The sequence below is a fragment of the Pseudomonas sp. TWI628 genome, from assembly GCF_039673865.1.
Lineage (GTDB): Bacteria > Pseudomonadota > Gammaproteobacteria > Pseudomonadales > Pseudomonadaceae > Aquipseudomonas.
The window spans coordinates 42,875-66,453 of the sequence record NZ_JBDJMM010000016.1; the positions used below are offsets into that span (position 1 = coordinate 42,875).

General features: G+C 63.6%; 25 protein-coding genes and 1 pseudogene. 9 read left to right on the forward strand and 17 right to left on the reverse strand.

Features of this window, described 5'->3' with window-relative positions:
* Positions 1 to 41 precede the first annotated feature (41 nt).
* The gene (locus ABE528_RS14180) at positions 42 to 554 is read right to left on the reverse strand and encodes a hypothetical protein (RefSeq protein ID WP_346653303.1); all 513 of its coding nucleotides are present in this window, start codon (positions 552 to 554) and stop codon (positions 42 to 44) included.
* A 325-nt stretch (positions 555 to 879) separates the two neighbouring features.
* Between ABE528_RS14180 and ABE528_RS14185 the strand changes: the two genes are divergently transcribed.
* Positions 880 to 1,317 carry a CBS domain-containing protein gene (locus ABE528_RS14185; protein ID WP_110637902.1) on the forward strand — a complete coding sequence of 146 codons (438 nt, stop codon included), beginning with the start codon at positions 880 to 882 and terminating at the stop codon, positions 1,315 to 1,317.
* A 7-nt stretch (positions 1,318 to 1,324) separates the two neighbouring features.
* Here the strand turns inward: ABE528_RS14185 and ABE528_RS14190 are convergent, their stop codons facing one another.
* The 3 genes from ABE528_RS14190 to ABE528_RS14200 form a co-directional block, all read right to left on the reverse strand.
* Positions 1,325 to 1,963 (reverse strand): NADH:ubiquinone oxidoreductase subunit N, encoded by a 639-nt coding sequence (locus ABE528_RS14190; protein ID WP_346653304.1) that lies wholly within the window; start codon positions 1,961 to 1,963, stop codon positions 1,325 to 1,327.
* Positions 1,964 to 2,032: 69 nt separating this feature from the next.
* Positions 2,033 to 2,275: a DUF2789 domain-containing protein gene (locus tag ABE528_RS14195; RefSeq protein ID WP_152956788.1), complete on the reverse strand. Its 243-nt coding sequence runs from the start codon at positions 2,273 to 2,275 to the stop codon at positions 2,033 to 2,035.
* A 61-nt stretch (positions 2,276 to 2,336) separates the two neighbouring features.
* Complete coding sequence (locus tag ABE528_RS14200; protein ID WP_027916942.1) at positions 2,337 to 2,795, reverse strand: YbaK/EbsC family protein; 459 nt, start codon at positions 2,793 to 2,795, stop codon at positions 2,337 to 2,339.
* A gap of 98 nt (positions 2,796 to 2,893) precedes the next feature.
* On the opposite strand from ABE528_RS14200, the gene ABE528_RS14205 reads away from it, so the two are divergent.
* Together ABE528_RS14205 and ABE528_RS14210 are read left to right on the forward strand one after the other, a co-directional pair.
* Positions 2,894 to 4,243 (forward strand): nodulation protein NfeD, encoded by a 1,350-nt coding sequence (locus ABE528_RS14205; RefSeq protein WP_346653305.1) that lies wholly within the window; start codon positions 2,894 to 2,896, stop codon positions 4,241 to 4,243.
* 2 nt (positions 4,244 to 4,245) lie between these two features.
* Positions 4,246 to 5,064, forward strand: a pseudogene (locus ABE528_RS14210) (slipin family protein); the annotation flags it as partial.
* Here ABE528_RS14210 and ABE528_RS14215 read toward each other — a convergent pair.
* Positions 5,029 to 5,661: a LysE family transporter gene (locus ABE528_RS14215; RefSeq protein ID WP_152956787.1), complete on the reverse strand. Its 633-nt coding sequence runs from the start codon at positions 5,659 to 5,661 to the stop codon at positions 5,029 to 5,031. The pseudogene ABE528_RS14210 and the gene ABE528_RS14215 overlap by 36 nt on opposite strands.
* Positions 5,662 to 5,813: 152 nt before the next feature.
* On the reverse strand, positions 5,814 to 7,724 hold the full coding sequence (locus ABE528_RS14220) for an ATP-binding cassette domain-containing protein (RefSeq protein ID WP_346653306.1): 1,911 nt from the start codon (positions 7,722 to 7,724) through the stop codon (positions 5,814 to 5,816).
* A gap of 50 nt (positions 7,725 to 7,774) precedes the next feature.
* Here ABE528_RS14220 and ABE528_RS14225 point away from each other — a divergent pair, with 50 nt between their 5' ends.
* Complete coding sequence (locus tag ABE528_RS14225; protein ID WP_152956785.1) at positions 7,775 to 8,257, forward strand: TIGR02444 family protein; 483 nt, start codon at positions 7,775 to 7,777, stop codon at positions 8,255 to 8,257.
* On the opposite strand, the gene ABE528_RS14230 is transcribed toward ABE528_RS14225, so the two are convergent.
* The gene (locus ABE528_RS14230; RefSeq protein WP_346653307.1) at positions 8,233 to 9,279 is read right to left on the reverse strand and encodes an AlgP family protein; all 1,047 of its coding nucleotides are present in this window, start codon (positions 9,277 to 9,279) and stop codon (positions 8,233 to 8,235) included. The genes ABE528_RS14225 and ABE528_RS14230 overlap by 25 nt on opposite strands.
* A 224-nt stretch (positions 9,280 to 9,503) precedes the next feature.
* Here ABE528_RS14230 and ABE528_RS14235 point away from each other — a divergent pair, with 224 nt between their 5' ends.
* The gene (locus ABE528_RS14235) at positions 9,504 to 10,169 is read left to right on the forward strand and encodes an FKBP-type peptidyl-prolyl cis-trans isomerase (protein WP_346653308.1); all 666 of its coding nucleotides are present in this window, start codon (positions 9,504 to 9,506) and stop codon (positions 10,167 to 10,169) included.
* 9 nt (positions 10,170 to 10,178) lie between these two features.
* On the opposite strand, the gene rsd is transcribed toward ABE528_RS14235, so the two are convergent.
* The 7 genes from rsd to ABE528_RS14270 form a co-directional block, all read right to left on the reverse strand.
* On the reverse strand, positions 10,179 to 10,649 hold the full coding sequence (gene rsd, locus ABE528_RS14240; RefSeq protein ID WP_103448542.1) for a sigma D regulator: 471 nt from the start codon (positions 10,647 to 10,649) through the stop codon (positions 10,179 to 10,181).
* 232 nt (positions 10,650 to 10,881) lie between these two features.
* The gene (locus ABE528_RS14245; RefSeq protein WP_152959098.1) at positions 10,882 to 11,388 is read right to left on the reverse strand and encodes a disulfide bond formation protein B; all 507 of its coding nucleotides are present in this window, start codon (positions 11,386 to 11,388) and stop codon (positions 10,882 to 10,884) included.
* Positions 11,389 to 11,608: 220 nt separating this feature from the next.
* Entirely contained in the window at positions 11,609 to 12,847 is a 1,239-nt protein-coding gene (locus ABE528_RS14250) for a heme biosynthesis HemY N-terminal domain-containing protein (RefSeq protein ID WP_152959097.1), read from the reverse strand.
* A complete protein-coding gene (locus ABE528_RS14255) occupies positions 12,844 to 13,941 on the reverse strand; it encodes a uroporphyrinogen-III C-methyltransferase (protein WP_346653309.1) in 1,098 nt (365 codons plus the stop codon). The genes ABE528_RS14250 and ABE528_RS14255 overlap by 4 nt, the downstream gene beginning before the upstream one ends.
* 31 nt (positions 13,942 to 13,972) lie before the next feature.
* Entirely contained in the window at positions 13,973 to 14,755 is a 783-nt protein-coding gene (locus ABE528_RS14260) for a uroporphyrinogen-III synthase (protein WP_346653310.1), read from the reverse strand.
* Positions 14,752 to 15,693, reverse strand: a complete 942-nt coding sequence (gene hemC / locus ABE528_RS14265) for a hydroxymethylbilane synthase (RefSeq protein ID WP_152959096.1) — start codon at positions 15,691 to 15,693, stop codon at positions 14,752 to 14,754. The genes ABE528_RS14260 and hemC overlap by 4 nt, the downstream gene beginning before the upstream one ends.
* Positions 15,694 to 15,871: 178 nt before the next feature.
* Positions 15,872 to 16,615 carry a LytTR family DNA-binding domain-containing protein gene (locus ABE528_RS14270; protein ID WP_152959095.1) on the reverse strand — a complete coding sequence of 248 codons (744 nt, stop codon included), beginning with the start codon at positions 16,613 to 16,615 and terminating at the stop codon, positions 15,872 to 15,874.
* A gap of 310 nt (positions 16,616 to 16,925) precedes the next feature.
* On the opposite strand from ABE528_RS14270, the gene argH reads away from it, so the two are divergent.
* The gene (argH, locus tag ABE528_RS14275) at positions 16,926 to 18,320 is read left to right on the forward strand and encodes an argininosuccinate lyase (protein WP_027916957.1); all 1,395 of its coding nucleotides are present in this window, start codon (positions 16,926 to 16,928) and stop codon (positions 18,318 to 18,320) included.
* Between the two features lie 35 nt (positions 18,321 to 18,355).
* Here argH and ABE528_RS14280 read toward each other — a convergent pair whose 3' ends face one another.
* Positions 18,356 to 19,018 carry a glutathione S-transferase gene (locus ABE528_RS14280; protein ID WP_346653311.1) on the reverse strand — a complete coding sequence of 221 codons (663 nt, stop codon included), beginning with the start codon at positions 19,016 to 19,018 and terminating at the stop codon, positions 18,356 to 18,358.
* 147 nt (positions 19,019 to 19,165) lie between these two features.
* Here ABE528_RS14280 and ABE528_RS14285 point away from each other — a divergent pair, with 147 nt between their 5' ends.
* The 3 genes from ABE528_RS14285 to ABE528_RS14295 all read left to right on the forward strand — a co-directional run bounded on the left by ABE528_RS14285 (position 19,166) and on the right by ABE528_RS14295 (position 22,791).
* Positions 19,166 to 19,465: a hypothetical protein gene (locus ABE528_RS14285; RefSeq protein WP_152959093.1), complete on the forward strand. Its 300-nt coding sequence runs from the start codon at positions 19,166 to 19,168 to the stop codon at positions 19,463 to 19,465.
* A 69-nt stretch (positions 19,466 to 19,534) separates the two neighbouring features.
* Complete coding sequence (locus ABE528_RS14290) at positions 19,535 to 19,780, forward strand: TIGR02647 family protein (RefSeq protein ID WP_152959092.1); 246 nt, start codon at positions 19,535 to 19,537, stop codon at positions 19,778 to 19,780.
* Between the two features lie 146 nt (positions 19,781 to 19,926).
* Complete coding sequence (locus ABE528_RS14295; RefSeq protein ID WP_346653312.1) at positions 19,927 to 22,791, forward strand: class I adenylate cyclase; 2,865 nt, start codon at positions 19,927 to 19,929, stop codon at positions 22,789 to 22,791.
* Between the two features lie 32 nt (positions 22,792 to 22,823).
* On the opposite strand, the gene rnk is transcribed toward ABE528_RS14295, so the two are convergent.
* The gene (gene rnk / locus ABE528_RS14300) at positions 22,824 to 23,234 is read right to left on the reverse strand and encodes a nucleoside diphosphate kinase regulator (protein WP_152959090.1); all 411 of its coding nucleotides are present in this window, start codon (positions 23,232 to 23,234) and stop codon (positions 22,824 to 22,826) included.
* Positions 23,235 to 23,366: 132 nt separating this feature from the next.
* Positions 23,367 to 23,579, reverse strand: a complete 213-nt coding sequence (locus ABE528_RS14305; RefSeq protein ID WP_054886457.1) for a DUF1289 domain-containing protein — start codon at positions 23,577 to 23,579, stop codon at positions 23,367 to 23,369.

Below are 23,579 nucleotides of genomic sequence, written 5' to 3' on the forward strand. Positions count from 1 at the left end.
GAGTGTGGGAGATTCGCCTACAAAGCCGTCCTTCCGCGTAGTCACCTGATATTCCTGATCTTGGCCTCGGTTGCATGATATGCAGTAACCGGGGCCAAGTACTTTTTACCTCCCTCAACTCGTATCCTGACCACAGCGACAGCATAAAAGCTGGCCTTGCCAATGCGGACTTTCTGTCGCGTATTGAAGACGATCGCTTGTGCATGCTTCGGCTTGTTCAAGCCAACCTGGCTTTGTGGCGAATAGGCCGCGAACAGAATTTCCACGACCTCCTCAACCGTGCATTGATCCTTGGTCATCCGCGCATCCAAAGGATGAGCGACCGCTTCCAGATCAATGAGTACGCCTCTCTGATTGGGCACATCCCAGCCCTTCTCCTTGCAGATCTTCCTTACACGATCAAACTGCTTAGGCGTGAGCAAGTACGAGAACGCAGGCACACCTTCATCATTTGCCCCGTGGTCAGCGGAGCGACGACGGGCCAGTGCAATTTCAACCAAGGCAATGAAGGCATCTTGCAACGCGCTACGCCTGGGTAATTGTGAGTTCTGCATGACTTCTTGTTTTCCATCGCGAGCATTTTCCTCCCCAGAAAGATCAACGCCCGTGTGCGCAGCACTACGGGCGTGAGAGTCTCAGCTAGTTCAAGAAATTAAGCCTTTGATTGCGATGGGTAAATTCGAAGTCCGATGCCGTAGGAGGGCAGTTTTCGTAGGCAAATTCTGAAAAACCTGAAATCCGCCTCTTCACCAACGTGCGTACCTGCTCGATGACGTTTTTCAATCGACTCCATGCCGTTTCCTGCATTGCCGTGCAGGCCGGCGTGCCGGATGCTTTATTTACTCCAGGAGCTCGTCTTTTTCACCCGCAGAGGCCCGTATGAAGACCGTCGAACAAATCCTCAAGACCAAATCCCAGCACCAGACCGTGTACACCATCGGCCCGGATGACTCGGTGCTCGACGCCCTGAAACTGCTGGCGGAGAAAAACGTCGGTGCCTTGCCGGTCGTCGAAAACGACCAGGTGGTGGGCATCGTCAGTGAGCGGGACTATGCCCGCAAGCTGGTGCTCAAGGGCCGCTCCTCGGCCGCCACGCCGGTGCGCGAGATCATGAGTGCGCCAGTGATCACGGTGGAGCCAAAGAAGAACCTGGATTACTGCATGCAACAGATGACCGACCGTCACTTGCGCCACCTGCCAGTGGTCGAAAACGGCAAGCTGCTCGGCCTGCTGTCGATCGGCGACCTGGTCAAGGAAACCATCGCCGAACAGGCCAGCCTGATCAAGCAACTGGAGCAGTACATCCGCGGCGAATAGCCGGGCCTCAGTGGTAGGCGCGCTCCAGTTCGTCCAGCTGATGGTCGAAGCTGCGCAGCCGCGCCGACCAGGTGTACACCAGCACTTCCAGGTCACGATTGAGCACGGCGGTATTACCATGGCCGTTGCTCGACGGCTCGCACAGGTCCAGCTGATAACGCTCGCGGGCCATGGCCGTGGCCACGCTGGACAGGTCGCGGGCATTGGCCAGCCAGTGATGGTGATGGTCGTGGATTTCCCGGTCGAGCGCCCGGCACTGGCGTTTCAACGCATCCAGGCTCTGCTCCAGCGGCGTGCCCTTGAGTTCGCCCATCACCTCCTCGAAGGTGCGCCCGGAATGCCAGTAGCTGCCCCAGAAATAGCGGTCGAACACCGTTTCGACGCGGCGTAGCGCGACCTTGGTGTTCCAGATGGTCAGCAACGTTCGCCCCTGGATCACTTCGCGCTTGTTCAGGCGTAACTGCTGCCAGGCAATCCACGTCAGCGCCACCATCGCGACCGCGCCAGTGACCGCGGCGGCAGCGTAGAGGAACTGTATGGCCTGGTTCATCTGCTGGGTGTGGCGGATGCCGTAGAAGTAACCGGCCGTCAAGGTGCCCAGGATCGTCACGGAGCACCAGAAGCCTGGTGCGTAGGGATCTTTCATCACGCTATCCCCTCTTGTTTTCCCTGAGCATAGCAACGGCCAATCACTCGTCAGGTGCCGCTCGGCACTTTATTTTCGGGGGCGGCGCAGCGCTTCGTTGAGTTGATCGAAAGGCACCGCCCAATCGGCATCTTCAATGATGCTTTCCTTCAGGAAGGTGCGCTGTGAGTCAGTCCAGAACGGTGCATCCACCAGCTTGGTCTCGTTTTTCAACGGCGAATGGCTGGTGATGAACTGGTCGATGCTCTGCGCATCGTCGGGCAGGCCCAATTGCTTGAACAGCTCTGCGAATGGATGGATCGGTGCGTCCATGGTTCCTCCTGTGTGCCGGGCGGGCCGTCCACGACGCCAGCCCGGCATTGGCTTGAGCACATCAGCACAGCTCGCGTACTTCGGCTTGCGGTACCAGTTTCAGGTACTGCTCCATGCTCATGTGGATCAGGTGATCGTGGTCACCCGCCTCCAGGTAGACATCGCCCTGGCGGGTAAGACTCGAATCGAGCAGCATCTTTATCTGATAGGCGTCACCCATTGCCGGGATGGCGCCCCTTTCGCAGTCGCCGAACAGCATCGGCAAGGCGCTTTCGCGGGTCAGTTGCCAGGCGCCGGACATGCGCACCTTGCTCATGTCCATGTGCCGGTTGGCCGGTAGCACGGCCATGATGTAGTTGCCATGACGGTCGTCGAGCATGACCGACTTGGCCACCCGCTCGGCAGGTACGCCAGCCGTGCGCGCCGACTCCAGGCTGGTGGCCGAGTGTGGGTGGGGAATGATGTCGTAATCGCAGTTGGCCTGGTCCAGGCGTTGCTGCAGGGTCTTGGCCATACGCATGATGCACCTCCGGTTTCGCCCCCCAACTTCCAATTTTAGGCCTTGGGCCGGCAGGCATGGCTAAACTTCAAGCAGAGAGGTCAACGAGGTGACGACAGGTGATCACTCGATGTTGCCGCGGGCTGCTGCTGTTGCTGCTGCTTGGCTTTGCCCAGGCGGGCCTGGCAGCGCCCGGCAGCGTCTGGCTGTTGAGCATCGATGACGCCATCGGCCCGGCCAGCGCCGACTACCTGGTGCGCAACCTCGAACAGGCCAAGGCCCAGGGCGCCCAGCTGGTGGTGCTGCGCCTGGACACCCCCGGCGGGCTGGACAGTGCCATGCGCCAGATGATCAAGGCGATTCTCGCAAGCCCGGTACCGGTCGCCAGTTACGTCGCCCCCAGTGGCGCCCGTGCCGCCAGCGCCGGCACCTATATCCTCTATGCCAGCCACGTCGCCGCCATGGCCCCGGGGACCAACCTCGGCGCCGCCACGCCCGTGCAGATCGGCGGCCTGCCTGGCACGGCAAAGGACGACAAGGCCAAGCCGAGCGACGACGAACAGACCCTGGCCCGCAAACAGGTCAATGACGCAGCGGCCTACATCCGAGGCCTGGCGCAACTGCGCGGGCGCAATGCCGACTGGGCAGAGCAGGCCGTGCGCGAGGCGGTCAGCTTGCCTGCCAGTGAAGCGCTGCGCCTGAAAGTGATCGACCAGCTGGCCAACGACCTGCCCGACCTGATGCGCCAGCTTGACGGCAAGACCTTGCTCGCCGCTGGCCAGCCACAGCTGCTGCAAACACGGGATGCGGCCCTGATCGAGCATCTGCCGGACTGGCGCACGCGCCTGCTGGCCGTCATCACCAACCCCAGCGTGGCGCTGATCCTGATCATGATCGGGGTATACGGCCTGCTGTTCGAATTCATGAACCCCGGCTCCGCACTGGGCGGCGTGGTCGGCGGCATCTGCCTGCTACTGGCGCTGTATGCCCTGCAGTTGTTGCCGGTGAGCTTCGCTGGCGTGGCGCTGATCCTGCTCGGCATCGCCTTCATGATCGCCGAGGCATTCCTGCCCAGTTTCGGCGTGGTCGGCTTCGGCGGCATCGTCGCCTTCGTGGTCGGTGCGGTGATCCTGATTGACACCGATGCCCCCGGCTTCGGTATTCCGCTGGCACTGATCGGCAGCCTCGCCGTGCTCTCGGCCCTGCTGATCGGCGGTGTGCTGGGCATGGCCATCAAGGCGCGGCGACGGGCGCTGGTCAGCGGTGACGCCGGCCTGATCGGCAGCCTGGTGACGGTCACCCAAGTGCTGGCGGACAACCCGTTCTGTGGCTCGGTCCAGGCCCAGGGCGAACAATGGCAAGTCCAGTGCGCCACGCCGTTGCAGGCCGGGCAGAACGTCCGGGTCATGGCACGCCATGGCGTGATGCTGGAAGTGAGCGCCGCCGCGCCCGCGGCGCAAGGAGATTGACGATGTTCATGCAAGTGGGTTTCGGCGCTGTGCTGATCGTGCTGGCGATGCTGTTGCTGTCAGCATTCCGCATCCTGCGCGAGTACGAGCGGGGCGTGGTGTTCCAGTTGGGGCGCTTCTGGCAGGTCAAGGGGCCGGGGCTGATCCTGCTGATCCCGGTCATCCAGCAGATGGTCCGGGTCGACCTGCGTACCGTGGTGCTGGATGTGCCGCCACAGGATGTGATCACCCGCGACAACGTGTCGGTAAAGGTCAATGCGGTGTTGTATTTCCGCGTGCTCGACCCGCAGAAGGCGATCATCCAGGTCGAGGACTTCCTCGTCGCCACCAGCCAGCTGGCCCAGACCACCTTGCGTGCGGTGCTGGGCAAGCACGAGCTGGACGAACTGCTGGCCGAACGCGAGCAGCTCAATTTGGACATCCGCCAGGTACTGGACGCACAGACCGATGCCTGGGGCATCAAGGTCGCCAACGTCGAGATCAAGCATGTCGACCTCAACGAGTCGATGGTCCGCGCCATCGCCCGTCAGGCGGAGGCCGAACGGGAACGGCGGGCCAAGGTGATCCATGCCGAGGGCGAGTTGCAGGCGTCGGAGAAGTTGATGCAAGCCGCGCAGATGCTCAGCAAGGAGCCTGGGGCCATGCAGTTGCGTTACATGCAGACGCTGGGGACGATTGCCGGGGACAAGAGCTCGACCATTGTCTTTCCGTTGCCGGTCGACTTGCTCAAGGGGTTGGTGGACAAGCAGAAATGACCGGGGCTGCAGGGCAGCCCCGGTATTCGATCAGAGTGGCGCCCGGCGCAGGGTGGCCAGGAACGTGGCGGCACCGATGAACAGGCCGGCAAAGGTACGGTTCAGGCGCTTTTGCTGCTTGGGCGTTCGCAGCAGGCGCAACACCCGCGAAGCCAGCCCGGTGTAACCCGCCATCACCAGCATGTCGACGCTGACCATGGTCACGGTGATCGCGATGTACTGTGGCAGCAGTGGCGCGTGCGGGTTGATGAACTGCGGCAGCACCGCCAGCATGAACACCAGCGCCTTGGGGTTGCTGACGTTGACCAGGAAGCCGCGGAACACCAGGCTCAACGGCTTGCCGATCGGGCGCACGCCGGATTCGTCGGTCATGTCCATGGGCAGGGCACGCCATTGCTTGTAGGCCAGGTAGACCAGGTAGCCCACGCCGAACCATTTGATGACCTGGAAGGCGGTGGCGGAAGCGGCGAGGATGGCGCCGACGCCGGCAGCAATGATGGCGATCTGCACGATCAGGCCCAGTTGCAGGCCCAGGGCATTCCAGTAGCCACGCCAGAAGCCGTACTGTAGCCCGCTGGACATCGAGGCAATGGCCCCGGCACCTGGCGACAGGCTGATCACCCAGCACGCAGCAAAGAAGCCCAACCACACTTCCATCGACATCACACACCTCGCTCAACAGTTGTTGCAAAACGTTAAGCTAAGGTCTTGGCGAAAAAATAACCAGCAAATTCTGCGGGATTTCCATCGCCTGCACTGGCCCCTGTAGGAGCGGATTTATCCGCGAAGAGGCCAGCCCAGGCGATAGAGACCTTTCAGGAAAGCGCTTCCAACTCAGCCTGCATGCTCTCCAGCGTTTCCAGAGCCTCCATCCAGGCCTCTTCCAACTCACCCTCACGCTGCTTCAACTTGGTCTGCCGAGCCAGCAAATCACGCAATTCATCCTTGCGCGCCGCCTCGTACACACCGCCGTCACCCAGCGCGGTCTCGATCTCGGCCAGTTGCGCATGCACCTGGTTAAGCTCGGTCTCCAGCTTGTCGGCCACCTTCTTGTGCGGTGCCAACTGCTGACGCAAGGCCGCCGCAGCCTGGCGCTGGGCCTTCTTGTCGGTCTTGTCCGGGTTGACCGGGGCATTGCTGGCCGGCGCACTGCGCTGGCGGTACTCGACCAGCCAGCGGCTGTAGTCGTCGAGGTCGCCATCGAAGGTCTCGACCTTGCCATCGGCCACCAGCAGGAAATCGTCGGTGGTGCTCTTGAGCAGGTGACGGTCGTGGGAAACCACCACCACGGCACCAGCAAACTCCTGCAAGGCCATGGTCAGCGCCAGGCGCATCTCCAGGTCGAGGTGGTTGGTCGGTTCGTCGAGCAGCAGCAGGTTCGGCCGCTCCCAGGCAATCAGCGCCAGGGCCAGACGGGCCTTCTCGCCACCGGAGAAGTTCACCACTGGCTCGTCGACGCGGTCGCCATGGAAATCAAAGCCGCCAAGGAAGTCACGCAGGGTCTGCTCGCGCTCGGTCGGCGCGATGCGCTGCAGGTGCAGGAGCGGGCTGGCCTTGTCGTCCAGCGAGTCGAGCTGGTGCTGGGCGAAGTAGCCGACAGCGAGGTTCTCGCCACGCACCAGGCGGCCCGACAACGGTTCCAGCTCACCGGCGAGATTCTTGATCAGGGTCGACTTGCCGGCGCCGTTGGGGCCGAGCAGGCCGATGCGTGCACCCGGAACCAGCTGCAGCTTGACCTTGTCGAGGATCGCCTTGTCGCCATAACCCAAACGGCCTTCGGACAGGCTCAGCAGCGGGCTGGAGATTTTCTGCGATTCGCGGAAGACGAAGTCGAACGGCGAATCGACATGTGCCGCCGACAGCTCTTCCATGCGCTCCAGGGCCTTGATCCGGCTCTGCGCCTGACGAGCCTTGGTGGCCTGGGCCTTGAAGCGGGCGATGTACTTCTCCATGTGCGCGCGCTGCGCCTGCTGCTTCTCGTAGGCCTGCTGCTGCTGCGCCAGGCGCTCGGCACGGGTGCGCTCGAAGGCGGTGTAACCACCCTTGTACAAGTTGAGCTTGCGCTGCTCGACATGCAGCACATGGTCGACCACTGCATCGAGGAAATCGCGGTCGTGGGAGATCAGCAACAGCGTGCCCGGGTAACCCTTGAGCCAGTCTTCCAGCCACAGGATCGCATCGAGATCGAGGTGGTTGGTCGGCTCGTCGAGCAGCAGCAGGTCGGACGGGCACATCAGCGCCTGGGCCAGGTTCAGGCGCATCCGCCAGCCACCGGAGAAGTCACCGACGCGGCGGTCCATCTGCTCGTTGGTGAAGCCCAGGCCAGCCAGCAATTTACGGGCGCGGGCATCGGCGGTGTAACCGTCGGCAACTTCCAGCTCACTGTGCAGGCGCGCCAGGGCGGTGCCGTCGTGGGCCTGTTCGGCCACGGCCAGTTCAGCCTGGACCTTGCGCAAGCGGGCGTCACCGTCGAGCACATAGTCCACGGCCAGGCGGTCGAGGGTATCGACCTCCTGACGCATGTGGGCAATGCGCCAGTCGCCGGGCAGCTGGCAATCGCCGGCATCGGGCGACAGTTCGCCGCGCAGCATGGCGAACAGGCTGGATTTTCCGGCGCCATTGGCGCCGATCAGGCCGGCCTTGTGACCGGCGTGCAGGGTCATCTCGGCGCCTTCTAGCAAGCGCTGCGGACCACGCTGTAAAGTGAGGTTGGATAGTCTGATCATAGTGGTCGCGGAGTCTACCAGCTTCCTCGGCCCGCAGCGTGAGTGGAATCATGTACACCGACCTGTGGAATCACGCCCTGGCGCTGTATGCCCGCCCGGGAGTCGAAACGGCTTGCCTGGAGATCCAGGCGATGGGGGGCGACGTCTGCCTGCTGCTGTGCGCGACCTGGCTGCAGGCGCATGCAGTGCCCTTCAGTGAAGAGCGCGCCCAGGCACTGCGTGCGATTGCCGGGCCGTGGCAACACGACGTGGTTGCACCGTTACGCAACCTGCGCCAGCAATGGCGTACGCCCGCGCAACACGATCCGCACCTGGCGGCGTTGCGTGAGCAGGTGAAGGGGCTGGAGTTACAAGCGGAGAAGCAGTTGCTGCAACGGCTGCAATCCTGTGCGCAACAATGGCCCACAGGCTCGCTCGAGAGCACGGACGATTGGCTGGACCGGCTGGCACCGGACCAGGCCCGCGGCCACGACGCGCTGGCTAGCTTGCGCGTCGCGGCCGCAGAGCTTCAGGAGGCCGAAGACGGCGTCTGAGCGGGGCTGCTGGCGGGTGCCGAGGAGGTAGCGGGAGCGGCCGAGTTGGTCGCTGGCGCACTGGCGGCAGGTGCAGCCGGTTTGGTTTCGGCAGGCTTGGCTGCCGCGGGTTTTGCTGGAGCTTTCGCCGCAGGCCTTGCTGCTGGCTTGGCTGCAGCAGGTTTGGCCGGTGCTTTGGCAGCAGCCGTTTTGGCTGCTGGTTTGGCTGGGGCCTTGGCTGCTGCAGGTTTCGCGGCAGGTTTGGCTGCGGCAGGTTTAGCTGCAACCGGTTTGGCAGCTGGCTTGGCTGCGGCGGCGCGGGCTGGGGCCTTGGCTGCTGCAGGCTTGGCGACCGCAGGCTTGGCTGCAGCAGGTTTAGCGGCAGCGGCGCGGGCCGGTGCTTTGGCTGCTGCGGGCTTGGCGGCCGCTGGCTTGGCTGCAGCAGGTTTAGCGGCAGCGGCTCTGGCCGGTGATTTGGCTGCGGCAGGCTTGGCTGCAACTGGTTTCGCGGCGGGCTTGGCGGCGGCGCGGGCTGGCGCCTTGGTTGCGGCCGGTTTGGCCGGGGCCTTGGCGGCAGCAGGCTTGGCAGCGCTGCGGGCCGGTGCTTTGGCAGCAGCCGGTTTCACAGTCTTGGCAGCCACTACACGCTGATCGAGTGCTTTGCCAGCGGCCTCACGAACCTTGCCGACACCCTGCGCGAGTTTCAGGCTTTCCTGCGCATCACGCTTGAGTTGTTGAATGTAAGTAAGGGTCTGGGTCTGGCGTTCCTTGAGCGAATCGAGCAGTTCTTCAAGTTCACCGATCAGCTTTTGCGCCTTGTTCTGCGCCTTGGCTTTGCCTGCCTTGGCCGCGTCCTGCAACTTCAGGCGACCGTTATGCAGTTTTTCCTGGGCTTTGCCGCGCTGCTTTTCCAACTTGGCCAGCAATTTCTCCGCATCAGCCAGCGCTTGCGAACAGGCCTCTTCCAAGTGTTCGAGCAGGCTGCCCGAAAGTTGCTGGAGCAGGTGTAACGGCGTATTTACTGGCTTCTTTTTGGCCGACATGGTTTACCTCCTGGCTGACGAGATTGCGGCTCATACTATGCTTCTGCTGCTACCGCCGCTAGGGCATGTTGACAGTATTGATGGCGCCGCGTTGCATGCCTGGGCAAAGTTGTTATCTTGCAGCTCCGTGCAAGTGTAGTTGCTTAACAAAACGTTGCTGATATTTACACATGCCGAGGCAACAACGCTGGCATACTTCCCTGCTCATCGAGCTGGAGTTACCCATGCCGCGTTATCTTGCTTTCGGCCTGTGCCTGATGGCGCCATTCGCCCTGGCCGCCGACGATACCGCCCCTGCCAACGACCATGATCTGGCCTACAGCCTCGGCGCCAGCCTGGGCGAGCGCCTGCGTCAGGAAGTGCCCGGCCTGCAACTGGATGCGCTGGTCGAAGGCCTGCGCCAGTCCTATCAGGGCCAGCCTTTGAAACTCGACAAGGCACGCATGGAGGCCATCCTGCAACAGCACGAGGAGCAGGCCGGCGCCGCCGCCGAACAAGCCGAAGTGAGCAAACTGCAGGCCGTGGAAACACGCTTCATGGCCAACGAGCGGGCCCGCGCCGGCGTGCACGAGCTGCCGGAAGGCGTGCTGTACAGTGAGTTGAAAGCGGGTAATGGCGCGCAACCCAAAGCCGGCGGCAAGGTGCAGGTGCGCTATGTCGGCAGGCTGCCGGATGGCTCGGTGTTCGACCAGAACCAGCAACCGCAGTGGTTCAGCCTGGACTCGGTGATCAACGGCTGGCAGGTGGCGCTGCCGCACATGAAAGCAGGTTCGACCTGGCGCCTGGTGATCCCCTCGGCACAGGCCTACGGTGCCGAGGGCGCAGGTGACCTGATCGCGCCCTACACGCCTCTGGTGTTCGAAATCGAGTTACTGGCGGTCGGCGACTGACGCCGACCGTCAGGCCTCGACCGCGCCCTCTTCCTTGTGCGCGTTGTGCAGTACCTCGATCAGGCAGTCTTCGAGCTCGAAGCGTTCGTGCAGAAGGCCGCCCAGCTTGCCGAGCTTTTCGGCGAAGCGCGCAGGATCCTTGCACTCACCCTTGTCACAATGGTCGTTGAAGGCCAAGGCAAACTGAGTGCTTTCATCAATGCGCGGATTGATCTGCGTGGCCAATTCCAGGCCTCGTGTATCGCCGAACGCTTTCGCTTCACTGACCAATTGCTCGCTGACTTCGAAATGCCACGCCGAAACGTAGTCAACGAGTAGCGTGCAAAAGTCGCCGTTCGTGTCCTTGTCGGCAAAAGCCGGCTTGGCGTCGCGCAAAGTGCGGAAAGCCTGGACCAGCTCCTCTCGCTCCTCGAGCCAACGGTCGATCAGCTTGTGAACCCCACCCCAGCGTTCCTGGGCGTTCTGACAACTATCGAGCATGGCGATCTCTTCCCTTCTGGGTAGATGCCGCTGCACCTCGCACCACGACCGTGCAGCACAAAGGTGACATCAGCAGGACGGCATCGAGCAGTTGTATTTTCGGTATGCGTGCTGGGAGATTATTCCCGCGCGTGCTTAGCATCAAGGTACGCAGCGGACAAAGTTCATACAAGTGTTTAATACCTCGATGCACCACCATTGGTCGCGCTATCGGCCAGCAGCATGCGCCAGGTCAAGGATGGCCAAGTGAGCGGAAACGATACGCCAGCAGGCAGCTCAAGGGCAGCGCCGCCAGCAGCAGAAACGCCAGCAGGCTCCACTCCGGCATGGTCAGGTCGAGGAAGCTCCAGGTCAGCGAGCGGCAATCGGGGCCGCCGAGCAGCAATTGTCGCAACGCTTCACGCCAGGACAGTTCGAACATGCGCCCGATGGGCAACGGGCACAGGTGGCTCGTATCACTTGCGCCCTGCAACCACACATGCCGCGCCGCCAGCAAGGCACCGCTGGCCGCGCACAGCAGCGCCGTACGCGCGTACAGCCTAACCCCGGCAATACCAGGCGCATGCAGCGCCGCGCACAGGCAGACCAGCGCATAGACCCCCAACAATACCCGCTGGCTGAAACACAGCGGGCAAGGCACCAGCCCAAGGACACTTTCGAGATAGTAGGAAGCGCCCAGCACTGCCAGCGAAGCAAGGCATGCCGGAATGAAAAGCGTGCGCAGTCTGGCCATCGGCATGGGAAGAAAGGTCCCGGGAAAGTTGAAGTGGCTTGGAACGGTAGAGGAAAGGCCGGGCTTGTTTCAAGGCACTATTTGAGGGACAAGTCGCTGTATTGCAAGGAAAGTCTCCATCAAAGCTGTAGGAAACTTCCGAAGAAGAGACTGCGGATCTAACTTATAACGCAGAACAAGTTACCAGACCCATGAGCCCGCGCCCTTGCGCGGGCTCATGAAACGGTTAGGCGCGTACACCTTCTGGCAAGGGCAATGCCAGAAGACGCTCATCGAGCAACCCCAGGCCTTCCTCGAACAGCTGGTTGCTGCGTTCGGTCTCGCCCAGGCTGGCGAGCAGGCGCGCAAGCTCGGCACAGGCTTCCGGATTACGCTCCATGCGCAGGCTGCTTTCGAGATAGTCGCGCGCCTTGCCCCACAGGCGGTTCTGCAGGCTCAGGCGGCCGAGGGTGAGCAACAGGCTCGGGTCCTGCGGGTGGGCCTTCAGCCAGCCTTCGGCGGTTTGCAGCTGACGCGCCGGGTCATCACCGCGTACCAGGCCATACAGGCGCGCAAGGTGGCTTTCGTACTCACGCTTGAGTGCGTTGCGCAGCACCTGCTCGGCTTCGCCCTGAGCACCCACCTGGCGCAGCTGTTCGGCATAGGCCAGTACCAGTTGCGGCTCTTGGCGCTGGGCCGCGGTCAACTGCTGCCAGGCACGCTCAAGGGCCTGACGGGCAGTGTGCGCATCCTCGCCACGGGTGCTCGCCAGGCCAAGGTTCTGGCCCCAGGCGCGCTTCTCCAGCGCGGCCAGCTCGTCCGCCGGCAACACCTTGCCCTTGCGCAAGTCTGGCAGCAGGCGGATCAGCGCCGACCAGTCGCCACGCTCCAGGTGCAGGCGCTGCAACAGGCGCAGGACCTGGGTGTTATGCGGATGGCGCTCCTGCATGGCCAGCAGGGTCTCCAGCGCAGCATCGCGCTCGCCACGGTCCATCTGCAATTGCGCATGGGTCAGGGCAATGGCCAGTTCAGCCTGGGGCTGGCGCTCCAGCGCGCGCTCCAGCAGGTTGTCGCTGTCTTCCTTGCGCCCCTGCTCGTTGGCGGCGCGGGCGGCACCGAGGTAGTACAGCAGCGGCTGGCGCTCGGCCTCGGCCGCACGATGCAGGTGGCGCTGGGCACTGGCCCAGCGGCCCTCGGCCAAGTCCAGCTGGCCCTGTTCGATGGCGATCCGCACGCGCCGGCTACGGTTGCGCCGCGACCACGGGTTGACCACGCCACTGGAGGTCAGTACCAGGCCTACCAGGTAACGCAGCAGCAACAGCAACACGACCACGGCAGCCAGCGCTGCGAGCGCGGCCCACAATCCGGACTGGTAACGGAAACCGCCATAGGCGATCAGCACGTAGCCACTGTGCTTGGCCACCGCGATACCCAGCGCTGCGGCAACCACGATCGCCAGTACGGCGAGCAGGTAGACACGCTTCATGGCTTGCCTCCTTCAGCCTCGGCTGGCAGATGGCGGCGCTGAATGTACGCCTGCACCGCCGCCAGGCTTTCGCTCAGGTCCGGGGTTACTACCGAGACGGGCTGCTCAGCCAGCGCATTGAGGCTGTCGAGCATCGCCTTGCTTTGTGGGTTGTCGGCATTGAAGTTGGCCAGCAGCACGCTGCGGGCATCATCCAGGGCCTGGTTGTAGACCTTGGCTTCGCCATTGAGCGCAGCCCACTGCGCCTGCTCGATGGTCAGGCTCAGGGCCAGGCGCAGCTGGTTCAGCTGCTGGCCAGCCAGCAACGGCCGCACATTGTCGTCGGCGTTGAAGTCGATCTGGAAGTACTTGGAGATTTCAGCCCACCACTGCGACAGGCGACTGGCCCCGTCACCATCGGCAGTCAGCGCACCGAGCGCATCGGCGTTGCTGGCGAACTCGGGCGCCTGGGCGCTGAGCTGCTGCACCAGCTCTCGCTGGGCGGCGAGCTTGAGGAACAGGCCAGTGCGGTCCGGCTGCTGGGTGCTGTTGAGCGTGGCCAGGCTGCGCGCCAGTTGCTCGCGGGCGGCAAAGGCGCCCGGGTCGCTCTGTTCGCGGAGGATTTCGTCGGCCCCTTCGACCAGGGCCTTGGCGCTGGTGATGTCCTGCAGCGCCGACAAGCGCAGGGTAGCCAGGCGCAGCAGGTGCTCGGCCTCGGCCAGGCGCCACTCCTTGCGGCTTTCGCCGAGTGCGGTTTCCAGACGCTGGCTGAGACGCTGCTGATCGCCTTGCAACTGCGCCACCAGGCGGCGGCGGTCTTCCAGCTCGCTGGCGGCCGGCAGGCTGGCCAGTTGTGCACTGATCTGCTGCTCACGCTGCTGCAGTGCCGCAGCGCGCTGGCTGAGGGCTTCAAGGTGCTGGCCCTGGTTCACCTCACTGCCTTGCAGTTGCCGCACCTGCCACACACCCCAACCCCCTACTGCGACCCCGGCCGCACCCAGCAACAGCGCCAGCACGGCCAGACCACTGCCAGAGCGCTTTACAGGCTCGGTGACGGGTTGCGCCGGCGCTTGCACCGACGGCTGATCATTGTTGGACAAGACAGTTTCGCTCACGTATCCATCCTTTGCATGGGGGCACCTCGCGCTAGTGCGAAGCGCCTTGAAAGGCAGGTGCAGCGCTGCGCTGCACGGCTGCCAGCAAGGCCGTGGCACTCGCGCCACGGCAATCCACAACCTGTTGGGCCCCTGCGGCCCGGGCCTGTTCAGCAACTCGCGGGCTGGGTACGAACAACGGCAGGCAGGCTACTCGCGGCCAATCGGCTGCGGCCATCTGCTGCAAATGTTCCAGACCCTGCCCACTGCTGACCACCAGGCCATTGAGGCGTTCCGCTTCTATGCGGCGCATCAGCATGCCCGCCGGGTACTCCGGCAGGCAGCGACGATACAGTTCCAGATATTCGACACTAGCACCTTGCTCTGCAAGACGCTCGGCCAGCAGTTCGCGACCTCCGACGCCGCGAACGATCAGCACACGCGCTTCAGGCGCAGCAATAGCCTGGCGCAGCGCCGGGAGCGCGAGCAAGGCTTCGCTGTCGTCACCCTGCATGGGGAATGTCACCTGAAGGCCTGCGCCCTGCAGCACTGCTGCCGTCGCCTCACCCACGGTGAACCAGCCTGCGGGCGGCGCTTGCAGGCCAGCGCGTTGCAACTGCTCAAGCAGCAGTCGGGCCGCCGGCTTGCTGACCACGACGATCGCTTGGTACTGCGCCAGCCCGGCCAGCTGTTGACGCTGCCCGTCAGCCACAGCGACGGGCTCGATGGCCAGCAACGGCAGGCAACTGCTGGCCACACCGGCAGCGGCCAGACTCTGCGCCAGTGCCGCGCAGTCCTCTTCAGGCCGGGTCAGCAACAGGCGCCAGGGGCTCACGGGTGCCCGGCCTCGCCGTAGACTTCCTTGAGAATGGCTTCGGCGCCCTGCCCCAGCAGGTCTTCGGCAACCTGCACGCCCAGGGTTTCGGCAGCCTCACGCGGCGCACGGGCATCCGCCACCAGCAGGGTACCGCCACTTGGCTGGCCCACCAGGCCGCGCAGCCACAGCTGATCGCCTTCGAGCACCGCATAGCAGGCGATCGGCACCTGGCAGCCACCGTTGAGGCGCTTGTTCAAGGCGCGCTCGGCGACTACGCGGTCGGCGGTATCGGCATGGTGCAGTGGCGCCAGCAGCGCATGGATTTCGGTGTCGGCGCTGCGGCACTCGATGCCCACCGCGCCCTGGCCACCGGCTGGCAAGCTGTCGTCGACGCTGATGGTATCGGTGATGCGGTCCTCGAAGCCCAGGCGAATCAGGCCCGCGGCAGCGAGGATGATGGCGTCGTATTCACCGGCATCGAGCTTGGCCAGGCGGGTGTTGACGTTGCCGCGCAGGAAGTGGATTTTCAGGTCCGGCCGACGGGCCAGCAACTGGGCCTGGCGGCGCAGGCTGGAGGTGCCGACGATGCTGCCGGCCGGCAGGGCGTCGAGGCTGGCGAAGGTATTGGAGACGAAGGCATCGCGCGGGTCTTCGCGCTCGCAGATGCAGTACAGGCCCAGGCCTTCGGGGAAGTCCATGGGCACGTCCTTCATCGAATGCACGGCGATGTCGGCTTCGTTGTCCAGCAGCGCGGTTTCCAGCTCTTTGACGAACAGCCCTTTGCCGCCGATCTTCGCCAGCGGTGCATCAAGCAGCTTGTCGCCGCGGCTGACCATAGGTACCAGGGTCACCAACAGACCGGGGTGAGCCTGCTCGAGGCGGGCTTTGACGTATTCGGCCTGCCACAGGGCCAAGGCACTTTTACGGGTGGCAATGCGGATTTCGCGAGTGGACATGGAACGCCCCGATCCAGAGAAATGCCGCTGATGATAACAGCATCACCGGCATCGCTTGCAGATGTGGATCAGCGTGAGGTCCCTTCGCGGCTAAAGCCGCTCCTACAGGCGGCGCCGTGCCTGTAGAAGCGGCTTCTGCCGCGAACAAGGGCACGGCCGTTGCCATGCAGGCTGGGCCCTAGAGTGTTTGCATCATCTTGCGCACACCCGCCACATGCCGGCGGCTGACAGTCAGGGCGTCGCCGTCAAGGCCCTTGAGGAACAGCTGGAAATGCCCCAGCGGCGTGCGTTGCAGGCGTTCGATGCGTTCGCGCGCGACCAGCGCATTGCGGTGGATGCGCACGAAGCGCTCGCCGAACTCGTCCTCCAACGCCTTGAGCGGCTCGTCGAGCAGCACCTCCCCGGCCTCGTGGCGCAAGGTCACGTACTTGTGGTCGGCGATGAAATAGATCACCTGGGGCAACGGAATCAGCTCGATCCCTTTGCGCGTGCGCGCACTGATATGGCTACGCGGGCCGCCGCCCTCGCTGCCAGGCCGGGTCAACGCTGCCAGCTGGGCACGGTTGGGCTTCTCGGCCTTGCGCAAGGCATCGCGCAGGGCCTGTGGTTGAATCGGCTTGGTCACGTGGCTGAGGGTGCTGTCCTTGAATGCCTCGGCACCGTATTCATCGTCGCCGGTACAGAACACCACCGACGGTGGCGCCTCGCGCTCGCACAGGCGAGCGGCGACCTGCAGGCCATCCAGGCCTGGCATGCCGATGTCCAGCAGGACCACATCGGGCTTGAGGCTTTCGATCAGTGTCAGGGCCTCCTCGCCGTTGGTGGCGCTGGGCTCCAGCACGGTGTACCCCTCCAGTTCAGCGAATAGCCGTGTGAGGCGTTCACGGGCTTGGGGTTCGTCATCAACGATCAGGACATTCATAATTGCTCTGGATTCCTGAGTGAGTCTCGCACAGGTATAGCGTAGACAAGAGCAGGTCGAGCGACGCTGCGGTCACGCTCTAGACCGATACGAAGGCCAAAGATTCACTGAGTCGGCTGAATAGCTGCCAGTCCTCTGTCCAACTGTAGACGGTCCGTGGAACACTGCCGTTCAATCGTTGAATATCGTCTTCAGCCATCTTTACCGATGTTTCCCACCGGTTTCTGTCGACCGACGTCCTGCGGTGTCAGGCGCAAACCCTGCTATTATCTGCGCCACTTTTTCGTTCACGCCTGCATAGAGTGAATCCATGAGCACCGACAAGACCAATCAGTCCTGGGGCGGCCGCTTCAGTGAGCCCGTCGACGCCTTCGTCGCCCGTTTCACCGCCTCGGTCGACTTCGACAAGCGCCTGTACCGCCACGACATCATGGGTTCGATCGCCCACGCCACCATGCTGGCGCAGGTCGGCGTACTCAGCGATGCCGAGCGCGACACCATCATCGATGGCCTGAAAACCATCCAGGGCGAAATCGAGGCTGGCAGCTTCGACTGGCGCGTCGACCTCGAAGACGTGCACATGAACATCGAAGCACGCCTGACCGACCGTATCGGCATCACCGGCAAGAAGCTGCACACCGGCCGCAGCCGCAACGACCAGGTGGCCACCGACATCCGCCTGTGGCTGCGTGACGAGATCGACCTGATCCTGGCCGAGATCACTCGCCTGCAGCAGGGCCTGCTGGAGCAGGCCGAGCGTGAAGCCGAAACCATCATGCCTGGTTTCACCCACCTGCAGACTGCCCAGCCGGTCACCTTCGGCCACCACCTGCTGGCCTGGTTCGAAATGCTCAGCCGTGACTACGAGCGCCTGGTCGACTGCCGCAAGCGCGCCAATCGCATGCCTTTGGGCAGCGCTGCGCTGGCCGGCACCACCTACCCGATCGACCGTGAACTGACCTGCAAGCTGCTGGGCTTCGAAGCCGTGGCCGGCAACTCGCTGGACGGCGTCTCGGACCGCGACTTCGCCATCGAATTCTGCGCCGCCGCCAGCGTGGCGATGATGCACCTGTCGCGCTTCTCCGAAGAGCTGGTGCTGTGGACCAGCGCCCAGTTCCAGTTCATCGACCTGCCTGATCGCTTCTGCACCGGCAGCTCGATCATGCCGCAGAAGAAGAACCCGGACGTACCGGAGCTGGTGCGTGGCAAGAGCGGCCGTGTATTCGGCGCCCTGACCGGCCTGCTGACCCTGATGAAAGGCCAGCCGCTGGCCTACAACAAGGACAACCAGGAAGACAAGGAGCCGCTGTTCGACGCCGCCGACACCCTGCGCGATTCGCTGCGCGCCTTTGCCGACATGATCCCGGCGATCAAGCCCAAGCACGCCATCATGCGTGAAGCGGCCCTGCGCGGCTTCTCCACCGCTACCGACCTGGCCGACTACCTGGTCCGCCGCGGCCTGCCGTTCCGTGATTGCCACGAGATCGTCGGCCACGCCGTGAAGTATGGCGTCGACACCGGCAAGGACCTGGCCGAGATGAGCCTGGACGAACTGCGCCAGTTCAGCGACCAGATTGAGCAGGACGTGTTTGCCGTGCTGACCCTGGAAGGCTCGGTGAACGCCCGTAACCACATCGGTGGTACCGCGCCAGCCCAGGTGCGGGCTGCCGTGGTGCGTGGCAAGGCGCTGCTGGCTTCGCGCTGATCTAGAACCTGGGGCCGCTTTGCGGCCCCAGCCATTCAGCGTTTGCCGTTGCGAATCATCTCCATGAAGGCCGGCATCGAGGCCTCCTTGTCCGCCACGATCCGCGCCATGTGCGGGTTCTCGCCCATCAGTAGCAGCAACGCCTTGGCCTGCGGGAAGTCCGCCAGGAAGTCGATGCCCAGCACCTTCTTGCCTACCGCGTACGCCAGGTCCACCGAGAAGCAGAACATCAGGTCGGCCAGGGTCAGTTGCTCACCCGCCACATAAGGCGCAAAACGGCCATTGCGCTTGAGCGTGGCAAACCCCGCCAGCAAGTCGGCACGTGCCCGCTCCTTGATCAGCGGCTCCACCGGCATGCCAAAGAACGACTCGCCGTAGCAGGTACGCGCCGGCAGCTCGATGTACAGCTCGATTTCCTTGAGCAGCTCGCGCACCTTGGCCTGGCCAAACGCGTCGCTCGGTAGCAGTGCCTTGCCACCTTGGGTCTGCTCGATGTAGTCGAGAATGACGCTGGTTTCGCTGAGGAAGCCGTGTTCGGTTTCCAGCACCGGCACCTTGCCCCGCGGGCTGACTTCCAGCGCATGCGGTGCCTGCCCGCCATAGAAGGTGACTTCCTCGAAAGGCAGGCCTTTCTCCAGCAGGGCCAGCTTGACCATGTTGTAGTAGTTGCTGACCGAGAATCCGTGAAGCTTGAGCATGGGGTTACAGCCTCCAGGCCGTGTGGGGATGGCTCGGCTGTTATAGACCGTACGCCGACGCCTGACCAGCGTCATGCACCCTGTCGATGACCGGGCATTGCCAGCGCGGGCGTGGCAAACTGTGCGTCCCACCACAGGAGTAGCGCCATGAGCGAACACGACGAAATCGACAATGACGACGAAGCCTTCGCCGAGGCGACACTAACCGAAGCCATCGAAAACCAGATCGAAAGCGGCGAACCGCCAGCGGCCAAGGCCACCTTCAACAAGCTGACCCTGGTTGGCTATGAGCGCGAAGACATCCTCAACCTCATGGCCCACGTACTGGCCTTCGAGATCGACAACATGCTCCAGGAAGACCGCGCGTTCAACGGCGAGTGGTACGAGACCGCCCTGCGCGCCCTGCCCGAGCTGCCGCCTGAGATGGATCAAGGCGACGACGAATAACCCGGCTACACTCTTGGATCAGGCACCGCTGGCGGTGCCGCCATCCTTGTCTGGAAGTCAGGAGTCGCCATGTCTTTTAGCCCCGAACTGATCGCCGAACTGGAAGTGCTTGCCCTGTTCAACCTGGACAGCAGCCAGGAAGGGATCAAGATTCACGCCAATGCCTCCCCTGCCCTTGTCTCCGCTGCCAAGCGCCTGCATGCCAAGCAACTGACCGATCAACCCGATGGCGGTTACCTGACCAGCCTGGGGCATGATGCGGCAGAGAGCGTGCAACTGCTGCTGAATGTCCTGAAGAACCCACAGCCCGCATAAACCTGTACCGGCCTCTTCGCGGGCAAGCCCGCGAAGGGCCCGAACAGGCGCTATATAAATGACGTCAATAAAACAATTAGCGCTTATCCGACTGCTCCACTCAGGCTAAACTCGCCACAGCTTTCCTCGCCCGCCCTGAGTGCGCAATGAACTACCCCCACGAAATCCGCCCTGACCTGGACGAAGGCATCGACCGCAAGGTGCTGGCGACATTGCGTGCGCGCTTCCTGCACATCAACCAGTGCCGGCTCGAGCGCGCGATGGAGGGCCTGTCGAGCCGCCAGCAACTGGTCCTGACCCTGCTGCCGCTGCTGTTCCACGTCAACCACCCGCTGCTGCCCGGTTACGTGTCCGGCGCCACTCCGGCCGGGGTGGCGGGGTTCGAGCCGGATGCCGAACAGGTCGCCGATGCCCAGCGCCTGGCTCGTTCGTTCGCCTACAAGGCGCGCCATGGCAACCCGCCTCGGCCAATCCACGGCCTGTTCCTGATGGGCAGCCTCGGCTCATTGGCCCAGGCCGAACAGAGCGACATGGACCTGTGGGTGTGCCATGCCCCCGGCCTGACCGAGGCCGAACGCGAGGAACTGCGCCGCAAGTGCCAGCTACTGGAGGCCTGGGCGGCCAGCCAGGGTGCCGAGGCACACTTCTTCCTGATCGACCCGCAAAGCTTCGCCCAGGGCCAGCGCGACAGCCAGCTCAGCTCCGACGACTGCGGCACCACCCAGCATTTCCTGCTGCTCGACGAGTTCTACCGCACCGCTATCTGGCTCGCCGGGCGCACGCCGCTGTGGTGGCTGGTGCCGGTCTATGAAGAGCACAACTATCAGGCCTATACCGAGACCCTGCTGTCCAAGCGCTTCATCCGCAACCAGGACGCCCTGGACCTTGGCAACCTTGCCCATATCCCGTCCGGCGAGTATGTCGGCGCCGGGCTTTGGCAGCTGTTCAAGGGGATCGATTCGCCCTACAAGTCACTGCTCAAGCTGCTGCTGACCGAGGTCTATGCCAGCGAGCACCCGACGGTGCGCTGCCTGAGCCTGGACTACAAGCAGGCGGTGTTCGCCAACCATCTCAACCTCGACGAACTCGACCCCTATGTGATGGTGTACCGGCGCATCGAGCGCTACCTGCAGCAACGCGGCGAAAGCGCACGGCTCGAACTGGTCCGGCGCAGCCTGTACTTGAAGGTCAACAAGAAGCTGAGCGGCCTGGACCGCACCCGCAGCAACGGCTGGCAGCGCCAACTGTTGCAGCGTCTGGCCGATGAGTGGGGCTGGGACGAGCGCCAGCTGGCCATGCTCGACAGCCGCAGCCAGTGGAAGGTGCGCCAGGTCGCCGTCGAACGCCGTGAACTGGTGGCGGAGCTCAACCATAGCTATCGCTTCCTCGGCCAGTTCGCGCAAAGCCAGGATGCCAGCAGCCGTGCCGACCAGCGCGACCTGAATGTCCTGGGCCGGCGCCTGTACGCCGCCTTCGAACGCCGTGCCGGCAAGATCGAAGTGATCAACCCGGGCATTGCCCCGGACATCGCCGAAGACACCTTGACGCTGGTCCAGTCGCCCAACCGCAAGGAACCTGGCAGCCATCACTGGGGCCTGTACAACGGCAATCTGGGGGTGCACGAATGGGAGCATTACAGCCCGATCAAGCGTTGCCGCGAATTGCTCGAACTGCTGACCTGGGCCCACCGCAACGGCGTCATCGACAGCACCACTCGCCTGGCCTTGCACCCGGGCGACAGCGACCTCAGCGAATTCGAGCTGTTCAACCTGCTGGGCAGCCTGCAACAGAGCATCCCGCTGCCGCTGGCCAGCGTCAGCGAAGCGCGCCTGCTGCAACCAAGCGTGGCTGACGAGATCCTGCTGCTGGTCAACGTCGGCGTCGACCCGCTGCGCCATCACCGCGACCTGAACATCCTGATGACCACCGAGCGCACCGACTCGTTGAGCTATGCCGGCGTACGCGAAAACCTGGTGCTGACCCTCGACCAGGTCACCCTCAATAGCTGGAACGAAGTGCTGGTGCAGCGCTACGACGGTGAACATGCACTGCTGCGCTGCCTGCGTGACTTTCTCAACAGCCTCGGCCAGCGCAGCCACCGCCCGCAGGTACGGGTGCGCTGCTTCTGCCACAACCGCGCCCAGGCCATCAGCCAGCGGGTCGAGGAAATCTTCGATACGGTGCAATTGCTGCTCGACCAGGGCCTGAATCACCGCTACCTGCTGCAAGTGGCGCAGTACACCCACGTGCTGGAACTGTTGCCTGGCCAGGTCAGCCTGGCGACCCTGGCCGACCATGACGCCGTGCTCGATCACCTGGGCGAAGTGCGCAGCCGCTACAGCCCGCTGCACCTGGATGGCAATGCCCTGCAGGACTACGACCTGCCCCTGGTACTGGAACAAGGCCGGCGCAATTGCATCCAGGTGTTCTACCGCCTGCTCGACGGCTGGGCCGACCTGTACGTGCTGGACGAGTACAACGCCCTGTGGCAGCAGCGCCTGCCATTGTTTGACGAAAGCCACCTGCTGCTGCCGTTGCAGCGTTTTCTGCGTTCGGTGGTGGTGCGCCACGACGCCCGCCTCCCGCTCGACCATCTGCAGCAGGCTTCACTGGCTATCCACTATGCCCAGTTGCTGCCCTCTGGCCTGGGCAAAGCGCGCAGCATCGAGCCTCGCCAGGCGCCCAGCGCCGGCGTTGACCAACCTTATTACGAGGTTCAGGCCATTCTGCAGGCCGGTACGGGGGATGACGTACATGTGACGCTGTATTGCGACCAGCAGGAGTTTTCCGAGCTGGAGCATGGCGACCAACTGTATGAAGTGGTCGCCCGGCAGATCCTTGGCCAGCGGCGTAGTGCCGGGCACTACCGCTGCTACATCACCGACCTGGACCTGTCCGAGCTGCTCGAGGATGAGCAGGGGTCGACCAGCCTGTACCTGCGCTACAAGCGCGAGCTGGAGCAGGCGCTAAATGATGGACTGGCGCAGTTGCAGGCTACGTTGGAACCTTGAAGATCTGGGGCTGCTTGGCAGCCCCGAGGGTCTCACAGGTCAAAATCGCCAGCCGCTTCCGGCTGGTATTCGACTTCCAGCAGCTTCAGCTTGAGGGTCTTGCCCCCCGGTGCCGGCCAGTCGATCTGCTCACCCACCGACAAGCCCAGCAGCGCACAACCGATCGGCGCGAGGATCGAAACCTTGCCCTCTCCACCGGCATCTTTCGGGTACACCAGGGTCAGGTGGTAGTCCTTGCCACTGGCTTCCTCACGGCAATGCACGCGCGAGTTCATGGTCACCACACCGGCGGGCACTTCATCATGGCCGACCACCTGACCGGCACGGTCCAGCTCCTCCTGCAAGGCGAGCACACCCGGCGCACTGTCGTCGAGGCTGCCGATCAGGCGCTCGAGACGCTGTACGTCCAATCGGGTGAGGATGAGGGAAGGCTTGGTGCTCATGATCCAGTCAGACTCCTTTGAACAGGCGGTTTCCTGCAGGCAGATAAAGCAAAACCCCGCCCAAGGGCGGGGTTTGTGAATGCTGTTGCGTCACCGACGCACAACCCGACACTACCACAGCCGGGCAAATACTCAAGCCCGTGCGCGCAGGGCCTCGGCTTCGCGGCAGATCTGCCGGCGCCGCTCGTCGTCGGCCGAGCGCCATTCGCGAATGTGCTCGACATGCCGGTGGCAGCCGGTGCACACCCGCTGCTCATCCAGCCGGCAGACGCTGATGCAGGGCGACGGCACCGCAGGGCTGACGTTGCTGTACAGCGGCTTGGGCGGCCGCGCCTGGCTGGTCAT

Bases quoted from the DNA above. Each gene is read 5' to 3' on its own strand.
- ABE528_RS14250 (WP_152959097.1), bottom strand. From the start codon at position 12,847: ATGAAGCGTGTCTACCTGCTCGCCGTACTGGCGATCGTGGTTGCCGCA.
- ABE528_RS14225 (WP_152956785.1), top strand. From the start codon at position 7,775: ATGTACACCGACCTGTGGAATCACGCCCTGGCGCTGTATGCCCGCCCG.
- ABE528_RS14190 (WP_346653304.1), bottom strand. From the start codon at position 1,963: ATGAAAGATCCCTACGCACCAGGCTTCTGGTGCTCCGTGACGATCCTG.
- ABE528_RS14180 (WP_346653303.1), bottom strand. From the start codon at position 554: ATGCAGAACTCACAATTACCCAGGCGTAGCGCGTTGCAAGATGCCTTC.
- hemC (WP_152959096.1), bottom strand. From the start codon at position 15,693: ATGTCCACTCGCGAAATCCGCATTGCCACCCGTAAAAGTGCCTTGGCC.
- argH (WP_027916957.1), top strand. From the start codon at position 16,926: ATGAGCACCGACAAGACCAATCAGTCCTGGGGCGGCCGCTTCAGTGAG.
- ABE528_RS14235 (WP_346653308.1), top strand. From the start codon at position 9,504: ATGCCGCGTTATCTTGCTTTCGGCCTGTGCCTGATGGCGCCATTCGCC.
- ABE528_RS14285 (WP_152959093.1), top strand. From the start codon at position 19,166: ATGAGCGAACACGACGAAATCGACAATGACGACGAAGCCTTCGCCGAG.
- rnk (WP_152959090.1), bottom strand. From the start codon at position 23,234: ATGAGCACCAAGCCTTCCCTCATCCTCACCCGATTGGACGTACAGCGT.
- ABE528_RS14195 (WP_152956788.1), bottom strand. From the start codon at position 2,275: ATGGACGCACCGATCCATCCATTCGCAGAGCTGTTCAAGCAATTGGGC.
- ABE528_RS14245 (WP_152959098.1), bottom strand. From the start codon at position 11,388: ATGCCGATGGCCAGACTGCGCACGCTTTTCATTCCGGCATGCCTTGCT.
- rsd (WP_103448542.1), bottom strand. From the start codon at position 10,649: ATGCTCGATAGTTGTCAGAACGCCCAGGAACGCTGGGGTGGGGTTCAC.
- ABE528_RS14295 (WP_346653312.1), top strand. From the start codon at position 19,927: ATGAACTACCCCCACGAAATCCGCCCTGACCTGGACGAAGGCATCGAC.
- ABE528_RS14270 (WP_152959095.1), bottom strand. From the start codon at position 16,615: ATGAATGTCCTGATCGTTGATGACGAACCCCAAGCCCGTGAACGCCTC.
- ABE528_RS14280 (WP_346653311.1), bottom strand. From the start codon at position 19,018: ATGCTCAAGCTTCACGGATTCTCGGTCAGCAACTACTACAACATGGTC.
- ABE528_RS14185 (WP_110637902.1), top strand. From the start codon at position 880: ATGAAGACCGTCGAACAAATCCTCAAGACCAAATCCCAGCACCAGACC.
- ABE528_RS14305 (WP_054886457.1), bottom strand. From the start codon at position 23,579: ATGACCAGCCAGGCGCGGCCGCCCAAGCCGCTGTACAGCAACGTCAGC.
- ABE528_RS14220 (WP_346653306.1), bottom strand. From the start codon at position 7,724: ATGATCAGACTATCCAACCTCACTTTACAGCGTGGTCCGCAGCGCTTG.
- ABE528_RS14230 (WP_346653307.1), bottom strand. From the start codon at position 9,279: ATGTCGGCCAAAAAGAAGCCAGTAAATACGCCGTTACACCTGCTCCAG.
- ABE528_RS14215 (WP_152956787.1), bottom strand. From the start codon at position 5,661: ATGTCGATGGAAGTGTGGTTGGGCTTCTTTGCTGCGTGCTGGGTGATC.
- ABE528_RS14200 (WP_027916942.1), bottom strand. From the start codon at position 2,795: ATGCGTATGGCCAAGACCCTGCAGCAACGCCTGGACCAGGCCAACTGC.
- ABE528_RS14290 (WP_152959092.1), top strand. From the start codon at position 19,535: ATGTCTTTTAGCCCCGAACTGATCGCCGAACTGGAAGTGCTTGCCCTG.